Source organism: Vibrio sp. M60_M70 (genome assembly GCF_037162085.1).
Classification (GTDB): Bacteria; Pseudomonadota; Gammaproteobacteria; order Enterobacterales; family Vibrionaceae; genus Vibrio; species Vibrio diabolicus.
In genome coordinates this window covers 667,152-693,591 of record NZ_JARLUL010000002.1, presented here as the reverse complement: position 1 = coordinate 693,591, position 26,440 = coordinate 667,152, and the positions used below count along the sequence as shown (strand labels likewise).

Here is a 26,440-nt window from a genome sequence, read left to right as displayed (position 1 = left end):
AATGATGAAAAATATCCTAAGAAAAATTACGCGAAACATAAGTGCAGTATTAGATTTTCAGGCCCGGGTTTGGGTCGTAAACGTTTATGCTGGAGAACACAAAGGCGAATCTTACGTTGTAAACGAAGACAGCTTTTCCGAGCCATTGCAATGGATGAAAAAGAAAGGTTATCACACATCCATGCTGCGCCTGGTTGAATCGATGAAGCGCTCTCAAATCATTGAGTTCGACTTAGGTCACGTCAAACACCGCCTGATGCGTGTGAAATAGCACAAAGTAAAACGCCACTCAAACAGAGTGGCGCGAGCACTTTTTACCTTCAGCACCTCGTATTACGGCGCGGTATCAATCTCAACAGGCAAGTAATGCTTCGGTTCGAGCTTGAACAGTTCAGGTAATACGGTACCAATGGAAATGGAAGACCATGTACCTGATAGCACACCAATAAACATCGCTGTTGAGAAACCCGCTAGCGGTGCTCCCCCCATAATCCATAGTGCACCAACAGTAATCAGTGTTGTGCCTGAAGTCACCATCGTTCTAGAGAACGTCGCGATGACAGCCTGGTCATTGATGTCTTCCATTTTCCAACTTTGTTTCGCGATCAGTAGCTCACGAATTCGATCTGAAATGATGATCGAATCATTCAATGAGTAGCCTAAAATTGCCAATACGGCAGCAAAAACCGTTAAGTTGAATTCCATTTGGGTAACGGCGAAGAAGCCGAGGACGACAATTACGTCATGAGCCAGAGCAAATACAGAGCCACTCGCTAAGCGCCATTCAAAACGGAAACACAAGTAACCAAGGATGCTCAGCACACAAATCAATAGTGCTAAACCGCCTTGGTCAAACAAATCCTGGCCAACTTGAGCACCAACAATACTGTTGCTGACGACATCAACTTGATGTGAAACTGGCTTTAATACCTCTTCCACACTTGGCAGAGTTTGCCCTTCTTCAGGGGCGGAGTAGCGAATAAGCCAACGACCATCTTCACCTGTGCGGGTGACAGAGGTTGATTCACCAAGTTTTGGTTGCAGTGCATCAAGCAGATCGTGGTTGGTTAACGACTTATCGACTTTCACTTCTGTCACCATACCACCAGTGAAATCCAAGCCAAGATTCAACCCTTTAAAGCCCAGAGCACCAAGTGCGATCACCGTCAAAACGATAGAAACTAGCGTAGTAAAGTGGCGAATTTTACGAATATTTTGTTTTAGCATTTCGACCATGATTAAACCCTCACATCACGACGGGCATCTCGGCCCCAAATTAAATTGATCATTGCTCGAGAGGCAAATACGCCTGTAAACATACTGGTTAACAAACCTAATCCGAGTGTTAAAGCAAAGCCTTGGATTGGACCGTTACCGATGGCGTATAAAATCACGGCGGTGATCATGGTAGTAATGTTGGCATCAAGAATGGTCGAGAACGCGCTATCAAAGCCCAGATCAATCGCTTGAGCGAAACTGCGGCCTTCACGCATTTTGTCCTTAATACGTTCGAAGATAATAACGTTGGTGTCCACTGCCATACCAACGGTTAACACCAACCCTGCAATACCTGGAAGCGTTAGTACCGCACCTGGTAACAAGGCAATTAGGCCAAGCAAACAAAGCATGTTGGCACAAAGCGCCACGTTCGCCACCCAACCTAAGCGGCGGTACCAAAGGGCCATAAAGGTCAGTGTTAAACCCATACCCAAAGCAAGTGCCGCAAAGCCATTTTCAATGTTTTCAGCTCCCAAAGAAGCACCAATAGTGCGCTCTTCTACGATAGTAACCGGGGCTGTTAGCGACCCCGCACGAAGTAATAGCGCTAACTGCTGCGCTTCGTCCATGCTGCCAGCGCCGGTAATACGGAATTGGCTACCAAGTTGAGATTGAATAGTCGCAACGCTGATAACGCGCTCGCTGCGCTCCGTTACGCCACGATCGTTTGTCTTGTATTCGCGGTAAACCGTCGCCATTGGTTTGCCAATATGCGTTGCAGAGAAATCACTCATCTTTTTACCGCCCGCGTGGTCAAGCGAGATGTTAACTTCTGACATGCCCATATTGTCGACGCCTGCACGAGCGTTAACAATGTGCTCACCCGTTAGGACTGGTCGTTTCTCCAGAACAACAGTTCGGCCATCGTTATCTTTCAGCACAAGATCTTGGCCGCTTCGCGCTTGGCCTGCATCTTTCACTTCGTAGAATGCCAAACTCGCAGTGGCACCAATAACGTTTTTCGCTTGTGCTGGGTCTTGTACACCTGGTAGCTCAATACGAATGCTGTCTTTACCCTGACGCTGAACTAATGCTTCCGTAATGCCTAGCTCTTCAATACGACCACGCATAATCTTCAAGTTTTGTTGCAATGTCGTTGATTGGAACTCTTGAATATTCTGCTCACTTGGCTCAAGAACAAAACCGCGAGACGAGCTTTTCACCACCCAACCTGGATAGTTTTGACGCAAGAATTTGTTTACTTCAGCTAGGGCGGTATCACTCTCACTGTTTACCGCAATGCGGTTACCACTTTCTGCGCGAATTTGTACACCACGCACGCGCTGATCTCGCAGGCTTGCTTTGATCTCATCGATCAAAGCATTACGTTGCTCCTCAAATGCTTTATTTACGTCGACATTCAAGAGGAACTGTACCCCACCGCGAAGGTCAAGACCGAGTTTGATTGGGCTAAAACCCATCTCATTTAGCCACTCTGGAGCAACAGACACATATGAGAAGGTAATGCTGTCTTCTTTATTTAGCTCATTGTTTAGTAACGCACGAGCTTTGCTTTGCGCATTTTCATCATCGAATACAATGGTCGTTTTGCCATCTTTTTCGATGATTTTGTCTGCTGAGATGTGATTGGTTTTCAGTAGTTGATTCAACTGAACAACCGACATTTCACTGCTGTTTTGGTTTGAAAACGTTAGCTGGATCGATGGTTGCTCACCGAACCAAGTCGGAATCGCGCTTAACGTTAAGATAATGACCGTCGTGATTAATACGACATATTTCCAAGCTGAATAGTGATTCATCAGCTTTCTGTTCTTTTGCTGCTTTGCTGTTTTTTTCATGTAAACATCATCCCTTCACTACGAAGTGAAGCTTTTAATAACAAGGCTTAACACACGACAGATGCCCCCAGAATAAATTCAGGGTATGAAAAGCTCAGGACGGTTACGCCCTGTTGAATACAATCGTCGTGTTAAGAGTGCACAATGGTGCAAATAGATGGTGTTTAGGCAGAAAATTGACTATTGAGTGCGACGTACATTGCGTTGGTCTCTTTCCAACCAGAAATGCGATGATCGCTTGTGAAATGATAAAAAGTGTACTGGTTTTGACACCAATTGATATCCATCAGGCTGTAGGCATAACCTGCGTCAGCATAGAAAGGCGTGTTTAGGTCACTAACAACGTCAACATGCTCATCATCGAGGCCTTCACGTAAGTGAGAAACCCAACGTTGAGTGTTAAATAGGGCTAGCGTATCGAGTCTTGCGTGACTTTCAGAAATCGGAGACTGCGTCGTTTCTTCTGAGACTTCAGAAAAATCGATTGAGGTATTTGCAAAAGCAATACTCGCAACAAATGGTTGCAGCTTAGAAAAGTAAGGTAAATGAGCTTTCTGATCGATTTGCGCAGCAAAAACATGCGCTGGTAGCAACACCATCGCAAGCAGCATAAAAAGCAATTTTTTCAAGCAAATCTGAGACATAAGAACTCACTAAAAACAAAACGAGTCGAGTTTTTTCACTCGACTCGATGATAGTATTCCTATTAATTATGGTTCACAACTAAAAAGTTATAAATCTCTAGAGGCTTTAAACTAAAGGCGCTCTGTTAGCGGTAAAAGATATCGCCTTTATCGACATCTAAATAGATTTTGTTTTCTTGCTCCAAACCACCACAATAAATGAAGTACACATTGCGCTTGTCATAAGTAACCGAACGAACCCAGCCGCCGAGCTCTTCAAAATCACTCGGATCACAGGTTTCATCGTCTAACAATTGCTGTGTTTTCTTGCGGAAGATGTCCAAGTGAACTTTTAAATCATCCGACTTCTGCAAATATCCATCCAGTATTTCTAAACGCTCTTGTTCTTTAATAACTGGCTCTGCATCAGATAATCCTTCGGCATTCAACCACTCAGCTTTTTCTTCACCGCCCTCTTCATAAACAAGGTAACCAGAGATTCGATACCAACCATCCACTTTTTCTAACACCGATACTTTTTCTCCCTTATAGAGCGTATCGACAACCAAAGCATTAGCATTTGGCTTATTGTAAACATTGATTCGACGCTCAATGACATAGTATTCGGTCACTTCAGGAGGGGCAGTTTCTAAATCCAGAATCGGTTTGGATATTTCTTCTTCCACTGGCGCTTGCTCCACTTGCACAGCGTTTGGCGCCTCAGGTTCATCTTTCTGCATAAAGAAGAAATAGTATCCAGCACCCGCCCCACCGAGCAACAGTATGACAATCAATGCGATGAGAATTTTCTTCATGTACTTTTCCTTTTCATTCTTTGTTCTTATCTCACCGGCAACACGCATGTCGCGGAAATTTGGGTATATACTCAAAAGGGTCGGTCAACTAACGCGAGCAATAATGATCAACAAACTCAATTGGATACTGTTGCTTCTTCTGTTCCCCATTGTGGGGCACGCCAATATTCAATGTAACCCGTCGTCGTGGAATGACAATCTTACCCAATTCAATCGTTTAGAGTCCAATTACAATAAGCATGTTGAGGTATTCAATGCACTTTTAGCCGAACATAAGCAGCGCCAGTTATTGTCCCAAACCTTTTCCCTACATGAACTCGTGTTACTTTGGCGCGCTCGCTCGAACCAAAATGCGTTCAAAACTCAATTAAAAGCCTCCATTCAATATAAAGAAGAACTCACGACTAAAGCTAATGAGTTGATTAAATTGAGCACACAATCTCAATGGTCAGCAAATGGATGGAAGAAACTTGCCCAAAAGTGCCGTGAGTCAAACGAAACTGCCAATCAAATCACTGCGGAGTGGTATAACACCAACGCTTTGCAACTTACCGAGGATTACAAACGCCTTTCTTCACAGTACCAAGCACTAGCGCAACTCTATGATAAAGAAGCGAGATCGCTTCAATACGCTCAAGATGTTTCGAGGTAAAAATCGAGCTCGTTTTGAAAAGACGATGTCGGGTTTTCACTCCAATATTGGACGTTATTCGTGCTTTAATTCCCTCTTTTAGTGATCCCAACATTATATGTAAAAAATGGGACTGTTCCCTTTTACAAACTTGACTAAACCATGACCAAGAGAGGCAACTTATAGAGACATACGTCACAATAATGCTTTACTTATGGCCAATTTTTGGTTAATTTACCCATTAATAAAATTTAATAAAAAGTCACATTTGGCTGGAGATGATGCTACAACCATGGTTATCAATCGATTAAGTAACAGGGACTGTCCTAATGCTACCAAAGCCAAGTTTTTGTCAGTAGTTAGGCACGTAAAAGAGTTTGGTTCAATCAGCGATTTGGACCTTTGTAAAATCTTCGGAGAAACAATTTGGAGTGATGGGAGGGAATACCATTCAGCTGCGTTCTCATTCAAGGTTGATAGATACACAGGTAACTGTGAAATCTCACAATACAAGCACCAATAAGGCTTAAGAATTTATAAGGCGGAGTTAGGAAACTGATTCCGCTTTTTTGATCATCGCGATCGTAAAGTCGTGATCGGAATAACCCTCGATCAATTGTGCGTCTGGACATAGCCATCGGCAATAGCGTAACACCCCAACTTTATTATGCGATGCGAGCATTCTCATGCTCGGCAGCTTTTCTTCATCCAATAAGTTAAACACGCACCCTTTCTCTGCGGCCCGGTACATTTTCTCGATCATCTCAATGGTATGATTTGGATTCGCGGATTGATAATTCAATGATCCAGAAGCAAAGACATAATCACTACGGGGCAATACCAACGTTGAAAAGTCACCGCATACGAACTCACTTTGAGTACGAAAGTCCCGCTTTCTGGCCTCAGAGATAAACTGTTTTTGCTGATCAATGCCAATATAACTTTGGGGACGCAGATTGTTGAACTCAATAAACGTTAATAAGTCTCCGTAGCCGCACCCAATATCTAAAAGACTTGAACCGTCTAACGTTAACCCACGGCACAAGGCTTCAAATCGACTGATTTGGCTGTACTTATCCCTCCATCCCAGCGTTCGCGCTCTGTCTGTACCGAACTGTCGGTATCGCTTTCGGTGATAGTGAGCAATCTTAAGTCTATCGAGGAATTTCATCTTTCTTATGCATAAATCGGCAAGCTTCCATTTCCTTTCACTTGTCTAATCGCCAAGTGCGTATGGATATCTTTTACGTTTTCTAATCGTTGTAGCTTTCTAGTGAATGTTTCATAGCCAGCGAGATCTTTGCTGACCACTTCTAACAAATAATCATAAGCCCCTGATACAACATGGCACGAGATCACCTCGTCCATTTCAACAACAGCATGTTCAAATTCATCAATCGAAGAAGCTTGGTGGTTGTTCAAACTGACTTCAACAAATACGGTCATCGCAATACCCACCGTGTCTCTGGACACAATGGCTCGATAACCGCTAATTACGCCCTCCTGCTCTAAACGCTTAATGCGTCTTGCACAAGGTGATGCCGATAATCCTACTTTGTCAGCGAGCTCTGCCGTAGTCAGGGTTGCATCCTTCTGCATCAAGTTGATCAGTTGCCTGTCAATTTTATCCATTTATCCTTCCATGCCAATAATCACTAACAATTAACATTTATACGCGCTTTATCACCAACATCAAGCTTAATTACGTCAAACTTTGCCTCCCTTTGGCACGTGTTTTATTCAACAATTAACACATCATTTACAAATGGACATGCCGACAATGATCTTGGGATACGCAGCTATATTAACGACCTTACTGCTTTGGTCTGGTTTCTTTATTTCTTTAAAAGGGGGCGCAATTTCTAACTTGCAGCCAGCCGATATCGCGCTAGTTCGCTTTCTAATCCCAAGTTTAATTTTATTACCATTTGTGATTAAGCATAAGCAGGCGCTTCGCGTCGTGCCTAAACGCTACCTAACTGGTGTTGTGGTAGGGAGTGGCCTGCCCTACCTGCTGGTCGTCGGCACAGCTATGCACTTCGCTCCCGTGGCGCACGGCAGTGCATTAGTACCTGGCACTTTGCCATTATTTGTTTCTGCTATCGCGGTGTTGTGCTATCAACAGTCGCTGAGTGCTCACCGATTAATCGGGCTTTCTACGGTGCTGTTAGGGATTTTCGTATTTCTTCTTTCTAATAGCGGTGCAGAGTACAACTGGCCTCAATTACAAGGCCACATCTTGTTTCTAACCGGTAGCATTATGTGGGCTGTTTTCACCATCAGTGCTCGTGTTGCTAACCTTAATGCGCATGTCTGTGCTGGATTCGTTGCAATCGCGTCTTTGGCACTGCTCATCATTGCGGTTGGCTTCGGATGGGTAGATAGTTACCTAGCGATAACGCCGATCAGTCAGTGGCCGTGGGAAGAATTATTTGGCCACGCGATGTTGCAAGGTGTCGGCGCAGGCTTAATCGCCTCTTTTACCTTTATCTATGCAATCCGAATTATTGGCGCCGAAGCCAGTGCTGCTTTTGGGTCATTAACTCCAGTCGTCGCGACACTTCTTGCCGTTCCAATTTTTGGTGAACAACCAGATTCACTTACTTGGTTAGCGCTGATGCTGGTAACCTGCGGCAGTATTGTGGCAAGCCAAATCTTTATGAAAGATGGAATGAGCCAAACTTATCGCCCACCACTTCACAGATAGCGATAATTTTACAAAAACTTTTGTCCTACTATCTTGAATAACAAAATGGCGTTTTGATAGCCTCGATTTAACCAATAATTAAAACGCCAATGTAATGCCTGCCACTCATACTAAAGATGAACTGCATAGATTCCTCAAACCGGGAATGAAACTTTCGACTAATTTCGAGTTTGGGCCTAAGGACCAGTATACGTATTCCACCACCTATCTTGGGATGAAAGAGAACGCGTATTTGATTCTTGATATACCGATGCGTTTGCTTGAAGAGCAAGTGATGAGAAAACTCCCAAACGCCGATGTCATCGTGCGTGGTGTATCAGATACGGAGTTAGGCCATGTCATTGCATTTAAATCCAGTGTGCTAACAACTGCGGTTCGTCCTTCGCCCCTTTTATTTATTCGAATTCCAGGAACATTTGCAACCAAACCAGTCCGGGAACACGAACGATATAAGCTGCAAATGGATTGTAAGATTGTTCACGCGGGGAATGTTTACGACGGTAGCCTTATCGACTTCTCACTGGCAGGTATTGGTATCTCAACCTTTATAGAGCCTGAATTCACCGTTGGTGAAAGTGTCACTATCGACTCTTCTCTAAGCCACTATATCGGAGAAGAAAATCGGTGTGTCATTGCCAACATTAAGAAGTTGGTGAAAGGCTGGGTAATAGGAATTAAGTTTGAAAGCCCAATAGCGATGAGTCACGAGCTAAAAACAGAGTTACTGGAGCAGTCCTTTCTAACCAGTAACGTCTGAACTTACTGCTGGCTAAAGCGCGTCGCCTCAAAGCTGTTGAGCACTCTGTGCACCGCATAGGTCACGAGCAGAGTGACAACAATAGCAAACAAAATACTACTCACGCGATACAGCGCGCTGAACATTAAATCGCCATCCGGAGTAAGGTATTGGCCAAATAAAATACCTAATGTGGTTAATCCGCCAAATCCGGCTCCTGACCCACTAGACTCTTTTACGTGCATATAGCTGAACATCATCGCGCCAATCCAAAGCAATGGGACGATAAACAGCAAGGTATCCGACCAATCGTATAGTACGAGCTGCCCAGCGATACCAAAGGTTACCCCCATCAAGGTCCCCATTGCTCTTTTGCGCGCATACCCTAAAGCACCGTTCCAATGCATAGGAAACAATAAAAGCAAGGTTGTCGCCTGAGCAGACATAGAATCACTGAGGTCAAATAGCTGGAATACAAGGAAAGACATTGTAGCGATGCTCGCCCCCATAAGGGCTTCATGACGCATGCGGTGACTCTGTTTAGGCTGAGATGGTTTTGCCGGTGGCTGACGAGGCTCTGCATCAGGGATCAAAAATGTCACGACGTAGGCCACGATCACTGAAATAACATTCGCTTGTAGGTTGCTGAATATCAGATCATTTAAGTCGGTTGTTGGATAACTCGCAAAATGCAGCATGATGCTCAAGCTCAGCACGCTATTTGCCCCAAACAGGAATAAGCTCCCTTTTGACATACAGGCGAACTTATACAAAAACAACCCGAAGGCGATGATCGTCATCATGCCAGGATGTCCACCAAATAGCCCACCAAGAATACCGACCTCTAATCCGCATACGACCGCTGAAAAAATCAGCTGTCGTGCGGCATGCAGGCTCATGACTGGTACCATTCCAAGTAACAACATCGGTGTTACGGTAAAAAATACGCCATAATTCCAGCCAAAGACCTTACATAAGGTGAAGCCAATGGTCGCGCCAGTTGCAATGCGCAAACACTGACGGAAGTCGTTTTCCGACATGGGATGATCCCATAACTTCATATCGCCTCCCCGTTAATAAATGTAATGAAGAAGACTCAAAAATCGGATCTGACATCTCGCTAACCAGCCAGATAACGAGTTTTCTGGCAACAGTTGCACAGTCGCACGTGCCCCGGCCGGAAATGCGCGCTGTTGAGGTTCATCGATAGCTAAATGTAAACGTAAACGCTGCGCGTCTCTCACCCAACGGTTTGAGTCTGTCGGTGTCGCTAAACGGCCATCCGCATCAAACTGGCCCGAGCTTACCCCCGCATCCACACTCGTAATACGAGCTTCAAATACGTCACCAGGCAAGCTATCAAAGGCCACTAACGCCCGACTGTTCTGATTGAAGTGTCGCAGACTCTTTTCACGAAAGTCGGCAATAATATCCACGTCATCCGAGACTAAAGCCACGAGAGGTGTACCAGCTGCTGCATAGGCACCCGTTTCCAGTTGCAAGTTAGCGACAACGCCATCATGTTCGGCCACTACTTGAGTGTAAGACAGATTAAGTTCCGCTTGTTTTAGCTGGTTTTGTGCCACGCGGATATTTACATTCGTCGCACCTAAATCGCCTCGGTTTACTTCCAACTCTTTTAAACGAGCGCGCGCGGCCAGTAAGTTTGCTCTGGCTGCCGTTGCACTACTTTGTGCGTCGTCACGCTGTTGTTGCGAGGTGCCATTGCGATGAAACAATGTATCAAGACGTTTGGCTTCGCGAACTTTTTGCTCGGCGACAATTTTGCTCGCTTCAACGTCCGCTTTTGCCGCTGCAATAGAGGCATCAAGCTGTTCATTATTTTGAATCACACGCTCAAGGTTAAGTTGAGCCTTTTCTACGGCGAGCTGATAAGGCTGTGGATCAATCTGGAATAGTAGATCGCCTTGGCTTATTTCTTGGTTGTTGGCAACATAAAGATGCGTAATCTGTCCACTCACACGGGGAGCTACTTTAGTTACCACTCGCGTTGCCATTGCCTGAGGCGTCAGTGGCATGGCGAGATCTGCGACTAGAAAATAGGCAAAGACAAGGACAAACGCGACGCAAGAATACTTGATCCAACGTGCGAATTTTTGATCTGGAGTCATAGGCGTTTACTTCTCTTTTAATTCGGGTTTCTGACTTATTCGCTAAGTGAATCAAGTGCATTGTGAGCAATCTGATCGAGGATCAATGAAAGCTTTTGAAGCTCTTGGTCATTGATTTCCGTCAGTAGCTTGCTCCGGACTTGAAGAATTCGAGTCTCCATTTGCTTGAGTAGGGTTTTACCTTCTTCTGTAAGGCTAACAATGCGTGCTCGCTTGTCATGCTCACTGCAATGGCGAGTGATCAGAGATTGCTCTTCTAATAGCTTTAATGTGCGCATCAGCGATGCCAACTCAATCTCAAGCGCTTCAGCCAAATGCTTCTGACTAACGTTGTCGCCCATTCGATAAAGTTTCCATAACGCAGTCCAACGCGGGTACGTCAGGTTTAAAGGCTCCAACTCGCGATCTGCAACCATTTTCCACAAACGGGCAACGCGAGATAACTTTTCAGCCAGAGAAAGGTCGCGCAAACTGTTGATGTCTTGAATCATAAGATCTACTCAATTACTTAGCTTGCTAAGTAATATAAAATAGTTAGCACGCTAAGTAAATAAGTTTTTGTGATTTAAATCACATAGAATATGCCATTGGGGAACAAGTTTGCGTAACGCAACGTAGTACTTGGGTTGAATAGTAGTGATATACGACACTAAAGGTGATATCAGCACTCCTGGCTTATCAACAAGTGAAGCATTGAGATACAACCCTAAGTTATGGCGTTGTGCTTTTCGGTTTAGTGAGCGATTGAATTATCAATTAAGGCTCATAGCGAATGAGTTCATCACGTTCGTTCAATTAAGAATCGCTGCTTGAAGTCAACAAAGGCTTCATGCAGCGCATTTTCTTTAATCGGTTTGAGCAATACGTAATTCGCGCCCGCCTCCATAAACGCATCACTGGTTTCTTTCGCCGTATCGGCAGTACAAGCATAAATTGGCGTGCCTAACTTCAGCTTCTGTCGGATCTCTTTGGTTGTTTCAATTCCTCCAAGATGCGGCAGTTGGTTGTCCATCAAAATCAAATCGTAAGTATGATCTTTTAAGAACTCCATCGCTTCCAATCCATCTTTTGCCCAATCAACCTGCATTTTGTACTTGTTACAAAATGCTTTAAGAATGAAGGCATTAGTATGGTTATCTTCTACCAACAGTACTTTTAGACTCTCTGCGAATAACTCCCCAGGCTTAACTCGCAAGCTTGAATCAAGAGGGGTGAGCACTCGCTCACGATCTTTCACTGGCATTGTAACAACAAAGGTCGTGCCTAAACCTTTTTGACTACGTACTTGAACGTCACCTTCCAGCATATCGACGAGGCTTTTCACAATGGTCAGTCCCAAGCCACTGCCACCGTATTCTCGAGTGGTCGTTGCTTCCTCTTGAACGAAAGGTTCGAACATTTGGTCGAGCTTATCGGGCTCTATGCCGATGCCCGTATCCGTAATTTCCACTACCAACACACTATTTTCGGCGCCGTAGAACTGCTCCAGTTCCGCATGCAAGCGTACGCTGCCCGAGGGGTAAACTTAACTGAGTTACTGACTAAGTTGAATAAAATTTGGTTCAGACGAACTTGGTCAGTAAAGATTTCAACATTGGGATCAATCTTGTTTTCAATGACGAGGTTAACGCCTTTATTTTCGCAAATTGGACGATAAATGTTTTCTAACGTCCGAATCGTGTCAGTGAACGAAAACGGGTGCTTTTGAATATTAAACTTACCCTGCTCAATCTTCGAAAAATCCAAAATATCATTCAAAACAGCAAGTAAGTGCTCACCACTATGTCGGAGTACGTCAATTTGGTTATTCTGCTCTTCCGTTTCGACCGAGTCTTTTAATAATTGAGCAACTCCCAGAATTCCATTGATTGGCGTTCGGATTTCATGGCTCATTTTAGCCAGAAAATCGGCACGTGCTTGGGCGGATTTTTCTGCCTCTTTACGTGCCAAGTTACTTTGTTTTTCCGCTTCAATAAGCGTCGTAATATCCTGACCTTGAACAATGATACCGCTGATATCACCGTCAACTCGAATCGGCGATAAGTTCCAGCGATATACCTTGTCTCCAATTGGTACATTGACGCCAGTTAACGTGGCTCCTTGAGCTGCCATTCGCAGGTGAGGCATCAACTTTTCTTTGAAGCCTTTAAACACTGGGTGCATGGTTTCAATGTCGTTTTCCATGACCAATTCTTTGCGGGCTGCCGGATTGATTTGGATGAGTACGCCAGACTCTGACCACACCATAATCGGCGATAACGCAAAGTTAAACAGATCGCGGAATGAACGCTTTTGCGCTTCCAGCTCTTCAAAGGTGTTTTCTAGTGTCGAACCAATATGATCGAACTCCTCGATATCCGACCCACCAAACCGTTCGAACCCTTTTTCTTCACGAGCCGAACGAGTGTATGCCATCAACGAGCCAAGCTCTTCGACGACTCGATTCTCAATCCACTCTTTGGTCATCAACGCAATCATCACCATCCCGATAACTGAAGCCAGCATCGCCAAAAGGTGCTGGATTTGCAGCGTCACAACACTCTGATTGTCTTGTACGGTTAGTAAACACAAATCCGTCGTGGCAGCATTGACTTCGATAGGGGTTTTAATGATCAACAACTGGTCAAGCTTTTGCTGAGACTCTCGCCGCTTCAGAACATCAAATATCTTGTACGCTTCATCTCCGACTAGTGAGCTAGCTAGTGGCGTATCGTTGGCCACCAAAACAACATTATCAACGTTCCCTTCGTTTTTTAGTCTTTCCATCAACCCGAAGTTGTTATCTAGAACAACAACATTGTAAGAATACCCCATCACTTCACCGGTTTTAGGTTGTAAAACCGGCACACGACGCAGTAACAGATGGCGAGTTCCCATTGGGGTATGTGAAGGGAGGTAATACCAATTGTTGCTAAAAGTCACTTGGCTCGCGAGATCATTGAGAATCAAGTTATTGATGCCATAGAAATGCGCATTCCCATCGTCCCAAATAATGCCTTGATGATCGGTGAGAAAGCGAAATTCTGGCGTATGAGAAGGATCACTCTGGTCAATACTCATGAAAAAGTAATTGAGAGCTTCTTCATCCCGTTCTGTATAAAAATCTAAAACAACATCACTCTTCGAGTTACTGTTGTGATGAATCTGAATCGCAGCAAAATGGCTATCAAAAATATTAAGAATCAGCGCTGACGTCTGTTGCTTAGTTCTATCCACTTCTTGCCAAATAATTTGCTTCGAGAAGTAATAACTCTGAACGAAGATGCCTAAAATGATCGGAGCAAGTACGAGAATGATTATTTTCGTAATAAGCGTCGACAATGAGCGACGCTTTCTTGTTTTTGATGTAGTTGTCATCAATTGTCTGAGTATCTAAATGCGCGTTTTCTTAATGCTTCAATTCTTTCTGGAGAATCCGATTTCGTGACGACTTCAAAATCACCAGAATAAACGGTTGGAACGGGTTTCCCTTCAAGATCCCACTTAATCGCTTCTGCCATTGCAATGCCAGTATCATCGTTCATACGCATAACAGTAACGTCTAACTCCCCTTTCGAAAGCGCTTCTAATTCTGCAGAGCCGCCACCCCAGCCGTTGATCATGACATCTTCACGCCCTAATTCTTTCAGCGCATCAACAGCCCCTAGCGCCACATCTGTAGAACACGCATAAATAAAATCGACGTCAGGGTATTTTTCCAAACTCGCTTTTGCTGCTTCATACCCAGACTGCTTTGTCGCTTTGGTATAGTAAGCAGATTGTAGTTCAAAGTTGTTATCACGGTTGACTTGATTGATAAAGGTATTGCCTCTGATATCGCTGATATACCCTTCTGAAAAGTAGAGCACACTATAATGGCTCTGTTTTGGAAAACGCTTACCAAACTCCACAGCAAGCTCACGGCTGCCTTCAGCATGATCAAAACCAACATAAAGGAACGGTTGGTGATCCTCCCAATCTCTTACCGGTGTAGTGATATTTTGTAAGATCAACTTGGTTTTCTTTGAGTCTAAGACGTGTTCAACAAACTTACGATGCCTAGTGGTATCGAGAGTGAAAATCAGATAATCGGAGTTGCTCTTCAGCGCTTCCATTAAAGACAAACTTTGTTGCTTAATATCTGCGTTGGGACGGGTAAAAACTTGATTAAGTTGATAGTCGATATCAAGTTTATCTAAACGCTGTTCAAATGCGTCTATATTTCGAATCCAATAATCCGAAATCTGTTGACCTGGATAAACCACAGAAATTTTTAACGGACGCTTTTTGTCTCTTTCAACCGGAACGGGAGTCTCTCGCACGGCGTCAGCCAACGCATTCGTTAACTGCTTCTGTTCTGGAAACTGGTCTAAAAATTCTTGATATGCCCAATACCCGTTGAGGACTTGAGTGGCTTGCGCTATCGGCGCGACAGTGGCCATTGACATCAGGGAGAATACTAACGCTTTTTTCATCTACTGCTCTTTTAGCTTTTTATGAGCCTAATTCAGCTCTATTCGTTACCTAGCCGAGTCATCCTTTACTCTTGTAATCTACCTTCCTCTGAGTGCCTGTTTCAATAATAAATTGGTTCTTAGTCTGAGTTGGAACGAATAAACGTTTATTGTGTACCTAATTGTAAGGTCACAAAATATCATTTCTCCTTTTCATACTCTGAGTGTTTAAACAGAACACCAACCCATTATGCGTCAGTTTGTTCTTACATGGTACTCCAAAACTAAAAAGAAACCGCCTCAGTGGACGGTTTCTTTGTTATTCGGCATGTCGCGAACGCTTATTTCGATAAAGCCATTTCTAACATCATCTGCTGATTTTCATCAACGACAATACTTGCTTTTGACGTAACAAGCAGCTCTTTCTTAGCTTTTGTTAGTTGCTTAATATAATACTCAGCCCGCATGGCAAGTGTCTTTGAATCAAAATCCGAAGACCACTCCAATACCAAGGGACCTTTTCCTTTTAAAGCTTTCGCTCCTTTGCCCGTTTGGTGCTGATTGAATCTTCGCTCAACATTGTTTGTGACACCGCAATACAGCGCATTGCGGTTATTTCGTATCAAATAGACACTCCAACGCTGCGCTGTATTTTCAATCATGAAAGTAGTGACTCGACCTTAGCTTTTAGTTCATCGAGCTCTTCTTTAAGCTGAGCAACTTCGAGCTCTAACTGGCTGACTCGATCAGAATTAGAGCCAGCCGCTGACACTGGCACTGCTAGCTCAGAGACGTCAACGTCGCCACAGAACAAATGCATATAGCGTGACTCTCGCTTTCCGGCTTCACGCGGTAACTTGACCACTAATGGCCCTTTGTCTTCGCTTGCTAAGTGCTCCAGAACCGTTTCAACTTCTTTTACATCATGAAATGTCGCGAGACGATTGGTACGAGTGCGAATTTCCCCAGGCGTTTGAGCACCACGCAAAAGCATACAGCACACGATTCCCTTCTCTTGTTCTGTCAGTTTTAAATCACCAAACTCCGTATTACAGAAACGGTGCTGATACTTGCTAACACGGCTGTTAAACGCACTTTCGTCACTGACGAGCCTACGCTCAATTAGAGCATCAACGGCATCGAGAACGTCTGACTCAGAGAGCGACATTACGGGATCACGGTTGCTTTTTTGATTACACGCGTTGGTTAAAGCGTTTAGGCTGAGGGGGTAAAGATCTGGGGTGGTGACTTCTTTTTCGATCAAGCAACCAATGACTCGTGCTTCAATTGCCGTTAGCTCAACTTTCATAATGCATTTCCTTATTATTTTTGCATTTGACTTGGTACCTAAATCGCTTCGAAATCATGCATCATACATTGGCAAAGAGATGCAAGAAGCGTTAACGATTCAGGTGTCGGTGTCAGGCTAAAGCATAGCGCAAGACCTGGCACCCTTTGCGAATCGGGTCAGGTATCAATGCTCCGAGAGAATTGGCACTTTCGTCAAATTGCCATCTTGATCAACCATCATTATTTTTGAACGATTCAGCTCAACTTCGATGATTTCGAGTTGCTCGCGAGCGTTGATATACGCTGTTTTTAACTTTTCAGCCACAGAGCGAGTGGCTTGCTCATTATCTTGACTACTTACTTGCTCCGCAGTGTTCCCAGAGTCCATATCAAGTTCATCATTTTGCATTCAATGGTGTTGATAATATAGTGAAGGCCACGTTATGACAATGCATCGATGGATTCTACGATGTTGCCCAAAACTCGATTAAAGAAGCGTGATTATGTAGACACATCGCAATTGGTTGAGAAATGTTCAACTCTGCATTGTGATTGATTCTAAAGACTGTTATGCCACTGGATGTTGTGCTTTAATCGAGGGAGATATTCATAAAATTAGGAAAGAGAACTATGAGTAGCGTATTTGAAATCGTTAACCAAGCTCGTCGTAAAAACAAACTAAAACGTGAGCTGCTTGATAACGAAAAGAAAGTTCGTGATAACCGCAAACGTGTTGACCTTCTAGAAAACCTTCTAGATTACATCAAACCAGAAATGACTCACGATGAAATCGTCGCAATCATCAAAAATATGAAAGCAGACTACGAAGATCGTGTTGATGACCACATCATCAAAAGTGCAGAAATCTCTAAAGCACGTCGTGACATCAGCCGTCGTATTCGCGAACTGACTGAAGAAGACAAGCAAACTAGCGGCAAAAAATAAACGCTTAAGCTAGATTTTCCAACCCTGAGTAAGGCTACCTTACTCGGGGTTTATTTTTGTCTCTAAACTAAGCGCCGTGTACAATCAATCCAACTCTTATTCCTAACGCATTCAGCTTTCTATGTCCTCAACTACGACAAGTACACAACCAACACTTGCAAAACAATTATTTACGATGACTTGGCCAATGCTATTTGGCGTTCTATCTTTAATGAGCTTTCAGCTTGTAGATAGTGCGTTTATCGGTCAGCTCGGCGTTTTACCTTTGGCCGCTCAAGGTTTTACTCTTCCGTTGCAAATGGTCATTATCGGCATTCAAGTCGGTTTAGGTATCGCCACGACTGCTGTCATTTCTAAAGCGCTTGGTGCGAATGAAAGTCGTTATGCCAAACAGCTCGGTGGCTTAGTTTTGATGATTGGCTCAATCGGTGTAGCCGTTTTTGGAGGGCTAATTTGGCTTTTGCGCTACCCCATTTTATCTCTATTAAGTGCTCCAGAGTCTGTGATGCCGATTATCGACAGCTACTGGCCTTGGTGGCTGCTAAGTTCATGGACTGGCGCGGTTTTATATTTTTACTACAGTATTTGCCGGGCTAACGGCAACACCATGTTGCCCGGCACAATGATGATGGTGACCAGCGGCGTGAACCTTGTGCTCGATCCACTATTTATTTTCACGTTTGACTTGGGTATTAACGGAGCCGCAATAGCAACCATCGTTGCTTTTGGGTTTGGTATTTTAGTCGTCGCGCCTCGCGTAAAAAAGAATCACTGGGCAACAACGCAGTGGCAAGACCTCAACGTAACTAAAAGTGTTGCGTCTATCGGTAACATCATGGGACCTGCGATGATCAGCCAACTGCTGCCTCCGTTGTCGTCCATGTTGGCAACAAAGTTGTTAGCAAGCTTCGGGACCGCAGCAGTCGCCGCTTGGGCGCTCGGTTCACGCTACGAATTCTTTGCTATCGTTTCGGTGTTAGCGCTGACAATGTCTATGCCCCCAATGGTCGGGCGCTTACTTGGCGCAAAGAACTACCAAGATATCCAATCGCTAGTCAGTATTGCCGTAAAATTCATTCTGGGCTTTCAACTTTTGATCGCAGCCATTACGTTTGCCGTCGCAAACCCACTTGCACTACTGATGACCAGTGATGTTCAAGTAGAGCAAGTATTAGAAATGCATTTGCTGATTGTTCCTATCAGCTTAGGTTCACTAGGTGTATGTATGTTGATGGTTTCTCTTTGCAATGCATTAGGTAAGTCTTACACCGCGCTCACCATTTCAGCGCTACGCTTGTTTGTCTTTTTCCTTCCTTGCTTATGGGTTGGCGCTCAAATGGGGGAATCCGAGGTCTACTTTTAGGCGCTTGTATGGGCAACATTCTGGCGGGCATTTCCGCTTACCTAACCTACCGACAAACCATACGTAAACTCGCTGGCGCTCAAGCAAACGCATAACAATGCATGGTTAAAATAAAGCCCCTTTGATTGGGGCTTTATCGTCTCGAAATGTTATCGATTTAGGCGAGTTTTAATTCATTGAAGAGCTCAAATAGCTGATTCGATTTATAAGGCTTAGGTAAATAAGCATCCATACCTGCAGCAAAACAGTTGTGAATGTCTTCTTCCAAAACACTCGCGGTGAGCGCAATAATGGTCGTTTTCTCACGCCCGGCTTTCTTTTCCCAACGACGAATTTCTTTCGTCGCGGTCAGTCCATCCATCACCGGCATCATACAATCCATTAAAATTGCATCGAATTCTTCTCCCTTTGTGATGACTTCCAACGCTTCTTGTCCATTGCTTGTTATCAAATAGTCATATCCTGCTTTATCCAGAAAGAAACTCGCGATTTTCTGATTCATCAAGTTATCCTCCGCGATTAAGATCCTCCTGTGAGAGCGCGACGTTCGATATTCAGACTTTGGAACACCATTGGTGACAGCGTCACTTGAAATGGTTTTTTCTACCTTCGCTAAATCGTCAATGACATGCTTAAATCGATTGCCAAGAAAAGGCAATGTGAGCACAGCATGTACTCTTTCTGCATTGTCGTAGGGAGTGGATAGATGATGCTGACAAATAATCACACGACGAAGATCATACTTGAGTGACAACTCATCTAAGGCTTCATCCGTATTGGAGTCGTCACTATGGCACAGAAATATGACATCAAAGTCATCGTTTATTGCTTTTACTTCATTAACATTATTCGCACCAAAGAGATTGATTTTTGCTAATCGACACTCTTTCAAAAGTTGATCAGCGTAATCGTAATTTGTGCAGATCAAGAGCCCTTTATTTATCACGTCCGAGCGCCAGCCAAACACCGGAATAACGTCAACCTCAATAGAGAATTCAAAGCATGTGCCCACTCCTTTTGTGGATGTCGCTATAAGCTGCCCTCCCATCATGGATACCAGTTGACGACAAATTGCCAATCCCAGTCCCGTTCCGCCGAACTGCCTCGACACCCCTTCATCTTCCTGAGTAAAGGGTTCAAAAATCGTCGTTAACTTATCTTGTTCAATGCCTATCCCGGTATCTTCGACTTTAAACATCAGCGTTCCGCGCTCGTTCTCAGGTAACTCGTCATAACTGACATCAACACGTATATGACCGCTTTCGGTAAACTTGACCGCATTCGATGCCAGATTCGTGATGACCTGCTTGATGCGATGATCATCAACCATCACTCGAGTTGGAATGTTTTCAGCTAAGTTAATCCCCAGCTCTAGCTGTTTAGATGTGGCTTTGGATTGAAATAAAACCATCGACTGGTACACCACCTCTCGGATATCGGCCTCGACTAACGACAACTCCAGTCGACCAGATTCGATTTTAGAAAGATCCAAAATATCGTTAAGCAAGGTAAGTAATGTTTGGGATGAAGAGTCAATGTCATCAACGACTTCTTGTTGATGGGAAGATAACTCGCTTTGAGAGAGTATCTCCGTCATGCCCATAATACCGTTTAGGGGGTACGTATTTCATGCGACATGTTGGCAAGAAATACTGATTTAGCGCGATTAGCAGACACTGCTGACTCTTTAGCATGGAGTATTTCGTCTGTTTGTCTCTGCTTTTCTTCAACCACTCGATTCACTTGCTGAGCGAAAATCGTCAGTTCATCACAGCCATCGACTTTGACTTTCGTCTGTTTCTCTTCATCGTTGATCAGCGCCGTTAAGGTATGAATAATCGCATCTAGTTTGCTATTAACCCGAAACCAAGTGCCAAAGCCAAGCCAGCAAAGCATGACAATAACCAAAACAACGCCAGAGGTAATCATAGCAATATTGGTCTTTTGTTCATGAACTTGTGTTAGGAGCGACTGCTCTGTTTGTTTCGTGAACCCATCAATGAGTACTTGCAAGCGTTGCACACGGAAATCGAGTTCTCTCAAATACGCTTCATAGTCACTACGTGACATGTCCCCTGACATTAATCGCCCACGAGATGCCAAATTTCTCTGATATCTCGGCGACGTAAACAAGCCTAGCAATTTATCAACTTGATCGTATGACCCTCCTAAATTTAAAAACGCATCCAAATTTTGCTGCTGTCGATCAATCGCCTGAAAAAACAGACTCTGACTCAACCGACTCTTAGGATCTTGAACTAGGCGATGTGTCAACCAGGCTTCTTTCTGTGTCCAAAAAGACAGCTGAGCAAGGTAAGCAATAAAATTCTGCATTCGAATGCCGTCCTCACTGCCATACCACTGATGATTTTGTAGCAAAGAGCGCGACATATTTTGAAGCAGTTGAAATGCCCAATCGCCAAGGTCATCCATCTCGTCCAACCTACCGGATAATACCCCTAGCATGGCCTCTTTCAGCTCATCAGCATATTCAGCGGTATTGGGGTTACTGACGAATTTTTGATGCATGGAAGAAATAACACCGTCTTGTTCTTCTATATTAAGTGCGGCTGATGCTTGAAGCGTAGGCTGGCGGCGTGCTTTCTCTATGGAGTATATAAAATGAGAGGCTTGGGATATCAACTGGAAACCTTGGATATTGATTACCGTTTGATTGAGACGGCTTACGCGCAACGCATTGTCAGAAAACTGCTGAACTGCAAAAACCACTATCACCACCGTGGGTAATAGTGCGAGGAGTGCTAAGCGTGTTTTTATTGATAATCTCAACATCCATCAGCCCAATGGTTGATCTCATCCGATTATTTAATACTAGACTAGTTTCTAGCATTGAAAGGCATATACGACATGGTTACTTTAAAACAACATTCACCCACCAAAACCATGGTCATTCCGCTTATTTCGCCATCGGTCAATGAAATGGTAATTGTGACTCGAATCATACTTTTCGATCTTCAAGCTGAGTACAAACAGTGAAGTTTCACTCATACCTAAGATGCACATCACTTTTCATGAAATTCCAAACCATATGTTCACCTATCTCGTTGCCTTATCGAGACAAATCACACAAAAATGCAAACGAATTCACAGTGACAACAAAACTAATTTGAAAACACACATTATCATCGCGAAAAAAGTGGATGACTTTTTAAATGTCAATACGTGAAAACCACCGATTTAGTCACATTAATTCACCACTAACACGACCTTAACTAGTGTTTTACACTGGATTTAATTTTCCTAGCAGAATAAGGGCTCCGACCTTAGAATCCGCACACATAACTATTACAACCCGATTACATAACCCACCACACTCTTGCACGCTGCCGAAGAGGCAACAGCAGGGAGTATGGTTAGCCCCCAAAACGTGAAAGGTCTAATACAACAATGAGTCCAGAGAAATATCTCCAAGACTGGCAAACTAGCCAAACGATTGCTGAATCTATTTCCCCTCTAATTGGTAAGCTATATCGTCAAAAAGGAATCGAAGCGGTTCTGTTTGGTAAAACGCTTATCAATGCTACTACTATAGACATTCTCAAAACTCATCGCGTTGCAAGACGTTATACAGGCAGCCCACTCTCACTTGAGCACACGATGCCTATCATTCAAGCGCTATGTGAAATGAGCATTTCTTCGTGTCGTGTCGATGTTGGCCAATTGGCAACTAAGTACTGGAATGAGCATGACGATACTGCATCTCTAAATGATTTCCTTATCACTGCACTCGATGGCGCACGCGATGCAGACTCTTCATTGAAAGCGCGTGATGTAGTTCTTTATGGTTTTGGTCGCATTGGTCGACTACTAACTCGCCTTCTGATCGAGAAAAGTGGCCCAGGTTACCCACTACGACTACGAGCGATTGTGGTTCGTGGCGGTAAAAAAGGCGATTTAGAGAAGCGTGCTAGTTTACTGCGTCGTGACTCAGTCCACGGTCAGTTCAACGGTAGCATCGTGATCGATGAGGAACGTAAAGCTCTGATCGTTAACGGTAACTACATCCAAATCATCTACGCAAACAATCCAAGCGAAGTGGACTACTCTGCTTACGGTATTAACAACGCGCTTGTTGTTGATAACACAGGTGTTTGGCGTGATTCTGAAGGTCTAAGCCAACACTTAGCGTGTCAAGGTGCAGAGAAAGTGCTGCTAACGGCACCAGGTAAAGGTGACATCAAAAACGTTGTATTCGGTGTAAATGAATCAGTTATTCAAGAAGATGACACCATCATCTCTGCAGCGAGCTGTACCACAAACGCAATCACGCCGGTTCTTAAAGCGCTGAATGATAAATATGGTGTCCTTTCTGGTCACATCGAAACCGTGCACTCATACACAAACGACCAAAACTTGATCGACAATTTCCACTCTGGTGACCGCCGTGGACGTAGTGCTTCTCTGAACATGGTTCTAACTTCAACTGGCGCAGCTAAAGCAGTAGCAAAAGCACTGCCAGAGCTAGCTGGTAAGCTAACAGGTAACGCAATTCGCGTACCGACACCAAACGTTTCGATGGCAGTCGCTAACCTAAACTTAGGTGAAGACGTAGACCGTGATTCACTGAACGATTACTTGCGTGAAATGGCGTTGAACTCTGAGCTTTCGGCACAGATTGACTACACCGATTCAACAGAAATTGTATCAACTGACTTAGTTGGTTCTCGCCATGCAGGCGTCGTGGATGGTCAAGCGACTATCGCACAAGACAAACGTTGCGTACTTTACATCTGGTACGACAACGAATTCGGTTACAGCTGCCAAGTTGTGCACTGTATGGAACAAATGATGGGTGTTCGTTACCAAACATTCCCTCGATAGGTGAACTTTGCTCCACAACGTTAACCACATAGCGTAACGGACAATATCTCATATTTGTTCTAAATAATAAGCGCGAAGCGCATTACTAATATTTTCCCCGTTTATACGCCTGATCACCCTCAGGCGTTTTTTCATTTCGCTCATTTGACACTCTCCGGACAAAGTGAAGACTATCATTCATGTTTTGTTCATGTTCACAGCATTAATCTGAACACATGAATTACAGAGAGGTCATGATTATGAATCGGATTATTGTTACCGCACTAGCACTGATTACGGGCTTTTTTACATTAGTCTTTAGCTTGATCATTGCGATTCCGTTGACCATCGCAGCATTAATTACAGGCAAACGTATTGAGAAGCGCGTGAAGAAAATGCAGAAAGAAATGCATGAAGAGTATGAATTCAATACTGGTAAAGCCGATGCTATCGAAGGTGAGTTCGAAGAGGTTCGCCGATAAGTAAATAGAATTTATATAAGTTTCTCTCCCCCGACTGCTCCTGAGAAACTTCTTGCTTTCACCCTGTCTTTACAATGGCAGGGTGCTTTTTTACAAAAAAGGCAGCCACCTGGGCTGCCTTTAATATTTTGTTGTCTTGGCAAATTTATACGGTTACGACCACTCGAAGTGCCAATAGCATGAGAACAATCCCTGACAAACGATCAATTAACACCGCTTTAGAACGAATTCTGTCCACTACTTTAGAGCTCGATAACACTAGGGTGATAAAGGTATACCAAAGCCCGTCCACAACAAATGGTGTAGCCACAATGATCATTTGATTGCTCAAATCATTACCTAGCGCTACAAACTGACTAAATAGTGCGATAAAAAACAAGGCAATTTTGGGGCTTAAAATCGAGATAAAAAAACCTTCTCGAGCAGACTGGCTTACCGTTGTTTCCTCGCCTGACTCCAACTTCGCCGCCACACCGCCTTTCGAACGCAGCGCATTGAACCCTAAATATGCAAGATATGCCGCGCCTGCAAGGCTGATCGTCTTGAACAACATCGGGCTTTGCTGCAAAACAACAGCGAGGCCAATCAGCGTGATAAAGGCATAAACGCCAATTCCAAAAGCGTGTGCCCAAGCCGTTGCCAAACCATTGATGCGTCCACCAGCCAAAGCATGTTTTGCCACAATTGCTAGGCTAGGCCCAGGTGACATAGCGCCGAGTAAACACACGGTAAAAAGTGATAACCAAACTGTTAGTGTCATAAATAACCTCTCTCCATTTGAACTCAATCTATCAATTGAAGAGCTATAATTTGAAATCAAAGTTTCGCATAAAAGTCATGATTTAAAATCATGACTTAATGGATGGAGTATTCCGATATTTTCATCACCGCGTGGATTTGCTCTCGCACCCACTGATGAGCTGGATCATTGTCGTATTTAGGATGCCACATCAGCCAGTATTCATGGGTAGGTGTCTCAAAAGGAAGCGCTTTATGAACCAAAGGCCAGTGCTTGGCCAAATTATTTGCAATGTGCTCCGGAACTACCATCAAGTGGTCACTTGAGACCAAACGATTTACCGCCGCAGAGAAAAAAGGCACTTTAAAGGTAACATGACGCATCAGCCCCCTGTCTTTTAGTGCCATATCAGTACTTGAGTCTTTGTCTCCCCCACCCGTCACTTGAATATGCGAATGACTGATGAGGTCCTCTATAGAAATCGAAGCCTTACCAGCTAAAGGGTGAGACGCCTTCATCAAACAAACTGACTTATCAGAACCAATATTGATGCTAGATACACCTTCAGGCTGAGTGGGATACATAGAAGAAGCAAGGTGGATTCCTAACTCGTGAAGCTTATCGATAAAATCTAGCTGCCACAGTCGATACGCCAAATCCAATTGTGGTGCTTGTTCACCCAAGTGAGATGCAATATCGGGCAAAACGTATTGTGCCACGTAATCGCTTGAGGCAATAACCAGCTCGCCTTGCCACAGTTGCGGCTCAAAAGGTTTGTCATCGAGTAAATGGTCAAACTCAGCCAGTAACGCATCAAGCTTTGATTTTAATGCTATTGCTCGCGGGGTTGGTATCAGCTGATTACCTTGCCGAATAAGCAGTGGGTCACCACACAGATCGCGCAATTGTGCAAGCTGTCGGCTAACCGCAGACTGCGTAATGTGCAAACGTTCTGCAGTTCGGCTGACATGACACTCTTCTAAAAGTACATGCAAGGACCTAAGTAGATTCAAATTGATGTTGTTTAACATACCGGCTCAAGAAGGTTTTAATAAATAATGGCACCCATGATGCTTATTTCACAAACTGGTTGCCAGTCGTATTAAAGAACTCAGCTAAAACGGTATGAGTCATGAGGTGCCTTAGCTCTGGGTAACGTTGAATTTGATCTCTGATTTCGTTCAAACGAGTCATCGTAGGTACTTCGACAAAAACCATCATATCCGTTTCACCACTGATTGCATGGCACCATTTTACGCCATCGATTTTGTATAGTTCGTCGGCATATGATTCGCAATAATACGTGGATGTAGATTTATCGAACTTTAGAGCAAAATAAGCACAAATCGAGTCCCCGCCTGAAGAGGCAATTTCAGCGTGATATCCGAGAATCACTTTGTCATGTTCTAGCTTACGAATACGAGCCGTCACCGCAGAACGAGAAAGGTTCACTTTATCCGCAATTTCAGTCACCGACAGCCGAGCGTTGTGTCGGAGAAGATCCACAATCTTGTGATCAAACTTGTCCATATACTTACCAAGCTTTCCTTATTTTTCTCATTCTATACCGATTCTAACTGCATAAGAAACCAACATTTTGTTGGAAATATTTAAAACAACCGTCATATTGACGGTTCAGTAAATCA

General features: G+C 44.0%; 23 protein-coding genes and 3 pseudogenes. 8 read left to right on the top strand and 18 right to left on the bottom strand.

The window, feature by feature from the left end:
* The first annotated feature begins 4 nt into the window (after nucleotides 1–4).
* Nucleotides 5–271 (top strand): hypothetical protein, encoded by a 267-nt coding sequence (locus tag P4S59_RS18915; protein WP_048625155.1) that lies wholly within the window; start codon nucleotides 5–7, stop codon nucleotides 269–271.
* A gap of 62 nt (nucleotides 272–333) precedes the next feature.
* Here the strand turns inward: P4S59_RS18915 and secF are convergent, their stop codons facing one another.
* The 4 genes from secF to P4S59_RS18895 form a co-directional block, all read right to left on the bottom strand.
* Nucleotides 334–1,236 (bottom strand): protein translocase subunit SecF, encoded by a 903-nt coding sequence (secF, locus tag P4S59_RS18910; RefSeq protein ID WP_005397711.1) that lies wholly within the window; start codon nucleotides 1,234–1,236, stop codon nucleotides 334–336.
* A gap of 2 nt (nucleotides 1,237–1,238) precedes the next feature.
* On the bottom strand, nucleotides 1,239–3,077 hold the full coding sequence (secD, locus tag P4S59_RS18905; RefSeq protein ID WP_006741154.1) for a protein translocase subunit SecD: 1,839 nt from the start codon (nucleotides 3,075–3,077) through the stop codon (nucleotides 1,239–1,241).
* Nucleotides 3,078–3,241: 164 nt separating this feature from the next.
* Nucleotides 3,242–3,721 (bottom strand): hypothetical protein, encoded by a 480-nt coding sequence (locus P4S59_RS18900; RefSeq protein ID WP_337168856.1) that lies wholly within the window; start codon nucleotides 3,719–3,721, stop codon nucleotides 3,242–3,244.
* Nucleotides 3,722–3,846: 125 nt separating this feature from the next.
* Entirely contained in the window at nucleotides 3,847–4,515 is a 669-nt protein-coding gene (locus P4S59_RS18895; protein WP_047008124.1) for an SH3 domain-containing protein, read from the bottom strand.
* 103 nt (nucleotides 4,516–4,618) lie between these two features.
* Here P4S59_RS18895 and P4S59_RS18890 point away from each other — a divergent pair, with 103 nt between their 5' ends.
* On the top strand, nucleotides 4,619–5,167 hold the full coding sequence (locus P4S59_RS18890; protein ID WP_104973894.1) for an ATPase: 549 nt from the start codon (nucleotides 4,619–4,621) through the stop codon (nucleotides 5,165–5,167).
* Nucleotides 5,168–5,693: 526 nt separating this feature from the next.
* Here P4S59_RS18890 and P4S59_RS18880 read toward each other — a convergent pair.
* Together P4S59_RS18880 and P4S59_RS18875 are read right to left on the bottom strand one after the other, a co-directional pair.
* Complete coding sequence (locus P4S59_RS18880) at nucleotides 5,694–6,317, bottom strand: class I SAM-dependent methyltransferase (protein WP_337168855.1); 624 nt, start codon at nucleotides 6,315–6,317, stop codon at nucleotides 5,694–5,696.
* A 5-nt stretch (nucleotides 6,318–6,322) separates the two neighbouring features.
* A complete protein-coding gene (locus tag P4S59_RS18875; protein ID WP_031780652.1) occupies nucleotides 6,323–6,778 on the bottom strand; it encodes an Lrp/AsnC family transcriptional regulator in 456 nt (151 codons plus the stop codon).
* Nucleotides 6,779–6,926: 148 nt separating this feature from the next.
* On the opposite strand from P4S59_RS18875, the gene P4S59_RS18870 reads away from it, so the two are divergent.
* Nucleotides 6,927–7,853, top strand: a complete 927-nt coding sequence (locus P4S59_RS18870; protein WP_203347966.1) for a DMT family transporter — start codon at nucleotides 6,927–6,929, stop codon at nucleotides 7,851–7,853.
* Between the two features lie 94 nt (nucleotides 7,854–7,947).
* Nucleotides 7,948–8,610, top strand: a complete 663-nt coding sequence (locus tag P4S59_RS18865) for a flagellar brake domain-containing protein (RefSeq protein ID WP_031780653.1) — start codon at nucleotides 7,948–7,950, stop codon at nucleotides 8,608–8,610.
* 2 nt (nucleotides 8,611–8,612) lie between these two features.
* Here P4S59_RS18865 and P4S59_RS18860 read toward each other — a convergent pair whose 3' ends face one another.
* The 8 genes and pseudogenes from P4S59_RS18860 to P4S59_RS18825 form a co-directional block, all read right to left on the bottom strand.
* On the bottom strand, nucleotides 8,613–9,650 hold the full coding sequence (locus tag P4S59_RS18860; RefSeq protein ID WP_046875880.1) for a DUF2955 domain-containing protein: 1,038 nt from the start codon (nucleotides 9,648–9,650) through the stop codon (nucleotides 8,613–8,615).
* Between the two features lie 12 nt (nucleotides 9,651–9,662).
* Nucleotides 9,663–10,721, bottom strand: a complete 1,059-nt coding sequence (locus P4S59_RS18855) for an HlyD family secretion protein (protein ID WP_104972361.1) — start codon at nucleotides 10,719–10,721, stop codon at nucleotides 9,663–9,665.
* A gap of 35 nt (nucleotides 10,722–10,756) precedes the next feature.
* A complete protein-coding gene (locus tag P4S59_RS18850; RefSeq protein ID WP_005397727.1) occupies nucleotides 10,757–11,212 on the bottom strand; it encodes a MarR family transcriptional regulator in 456 nt (151 codons plus the stop codon).
* A 290-nt stretch (nucleotides 11,213–11,502) separates the two neighbouring features.
* A pseudogene (gene luxQ, locus P4S59_RS18845) lies at nucleotides 11,503–14,078 on the bottom strand (quorum-sensing autoinducer 2 sensor kinase/phosphatase LuxQ).
* Nucleotides 14,078–15,175: an autoinducer 2-binding periplasmic protein LuxP gene (locus P4S59_RS18840; protein ID WP_005397733.1), complete on the bottom strand. Its 1,098-nt coding sequence runs from the start codon at nucleotides 15,173–15,175 to the stop codon at nucleotides 14,078–14,080. The pseudogene luxQ and the gene P4S59_RS18840 overlap by 1 nt, the downstream one beginning before the upstream one ends.
* A 320-nt stretch (nucleotides 15,176–15,495) precedes the next feature.
* Complete coding sequence (locus tag P4S59_RS18835; protein ID WP_012842363.1) at nucleotides 15,496–15,816, bottom strand: GIY-YIG nuclease family protein; 321 nt, start codon at nucleotides 15,814–15,816, stop codon at nucleotides 15,496–15,498.
* Nucleotides 15,813–16,463, bottom strand: coding sequence for a YceH family protein (locus P4S59_RS18830; RefSeq protein ID WP_047008119.1), 651 nt, complete (start codon nucleotides 16,461–16,463; stop codon nucleotides 15,813–15,815). Before P4S59_RS18830 ends, P4S59_RS18835 begins: the two co-directional genes overlap by 4 nt.
* 165 nt (nucleotides 16,464–16,628) lie before the next feature.
* On the bottom strand, nucleotides 16,629–16,832 hold the full coding sequence (locus P4S59_RS18825; protein ID WP_031780656.1) for a hypothetical protein: 204 nt from the start codon (nucleotides 16,830–16,832) through the stop codon (nucleotides 16,629–16,631).
* 242 nt (nucleotides 16,833–17,074) lie between these two features.
* On the opposite strand from P4S59_RS18825, the gene P4S59_RS18820 reads away from it, so the two are divergent.
* Together P4S59_RS18820 and P4S59_RS18815 are read left to right on the top strand one after the other, a co-directional pair.
* Complete coding sequence (locus tag P4S59_RS18820) at nucleotides 17,075–17,389, top strand: DUF496 family protein (protein ID WP_005373603.1); 315 nt, start codon at nucleotides 17,075–17,077, stop codon at nucleotides 17,387–17,389.
* Nucleotides 17,390–17,510: 121 nt separating this feature from the next.
* Nucleotides 17,511–18,847: pseudogene (locus P4S59_RS18815) on the top strand (MATE family efflux transporter).
* Nucleotides 18,848–18,909: 62 nt separating this feature from the next.
* Here the strand turns inward: P4S59_RS18815 and P4S59_RS18810 are convergent.
* Nucleotides 18,910–21,545, bottom strand: a pseudogene (locus tag P4S59_RS18810) (ATP-binding protein).
* Nucleotides 21,546–22,160: 615 nt separating this feature from the next.
* Here P4S59_RS18810 and P4S59_RS18805 point away from each other — a divergent pair.
* The gene (locus P4S59_RS18805; protein WP_337168854.1) at nucleotides 22,161–23,594 is read left to right on the top strand and encodes a glyceraldehyde-3-phosphate dehydrogenase; all 1,434 of its coding nucleotides are present in this window, start codon (nucleotides 22,161–22,163) and stop codon (nucleotides 23,592–23,594) included.
* Nucleotides 23,595–23,833: 239 nt separating this feature from the next.
* Nucleotides 23,834–24,055 (top strand): hypothetical protein, encoded by a 222-nt coding sequence (locus P4S59_RS18800; RefSeq protein WP_005397748.1) that lies wholly within the window; start codon nucleotides 23,834–23,836, stop codon nucleotides 24,053–24,055.
* Nucleotides 24,056–24,200: 145 nt separating this feature from the next.
* Here the strand turns inward: P4S59_RS18800 and P4S59_RS18795 are convergent, their stop codons facing one another.
* The 3 genes from P4S59_RS18795 to P4S59_RS18785 all read right to left on the bottom strand — a co-directional run bounded on the left by P4S59_RS18795 (nucleotide 24,201) and on the right by P4S59_RS18785 (nucleotide 26,324).
* Nucleotides 24,201–24,815, bottom strand: a complete 615-nt coding sequence (locus P4S59_RS18795; protein WP_048624827.1) for a LysE family translocator — start codon at nucleotides 24,813–24,815, stop codon at nucleotides 24,201–24,203.
* A 95-nt stretch (nucleotides 24,816–24,910) separates the two neighbouring features.
* Nucleotides 24,911–25,825, bottom strand: coding sequence for a LysR family transcriptional regulator (locus P4S59_RS18790; RefSeq protein WP_104972357.1), 915 nt, complete (start codon nucleotides 25,823–25,825; stop codon nucleotides 24,911–24,913).
* A gap of 43 nt (nucleotides 25,826–25,868) precedes the next feature.
* Nucleotides 25,869–26,324, bottom strand: a complete 456-nt coding sequence (locus P4S59_RS18785; protein WP_005396378.1) for an Lrp/AsnC family transcriptional regulator — start codon at nucleotides 26,322–26,324, stop codon at nucleotides 25,869–25,871.
* Nucleotides 26,325–26,440 lie beyond the last annotated feature (116 nt).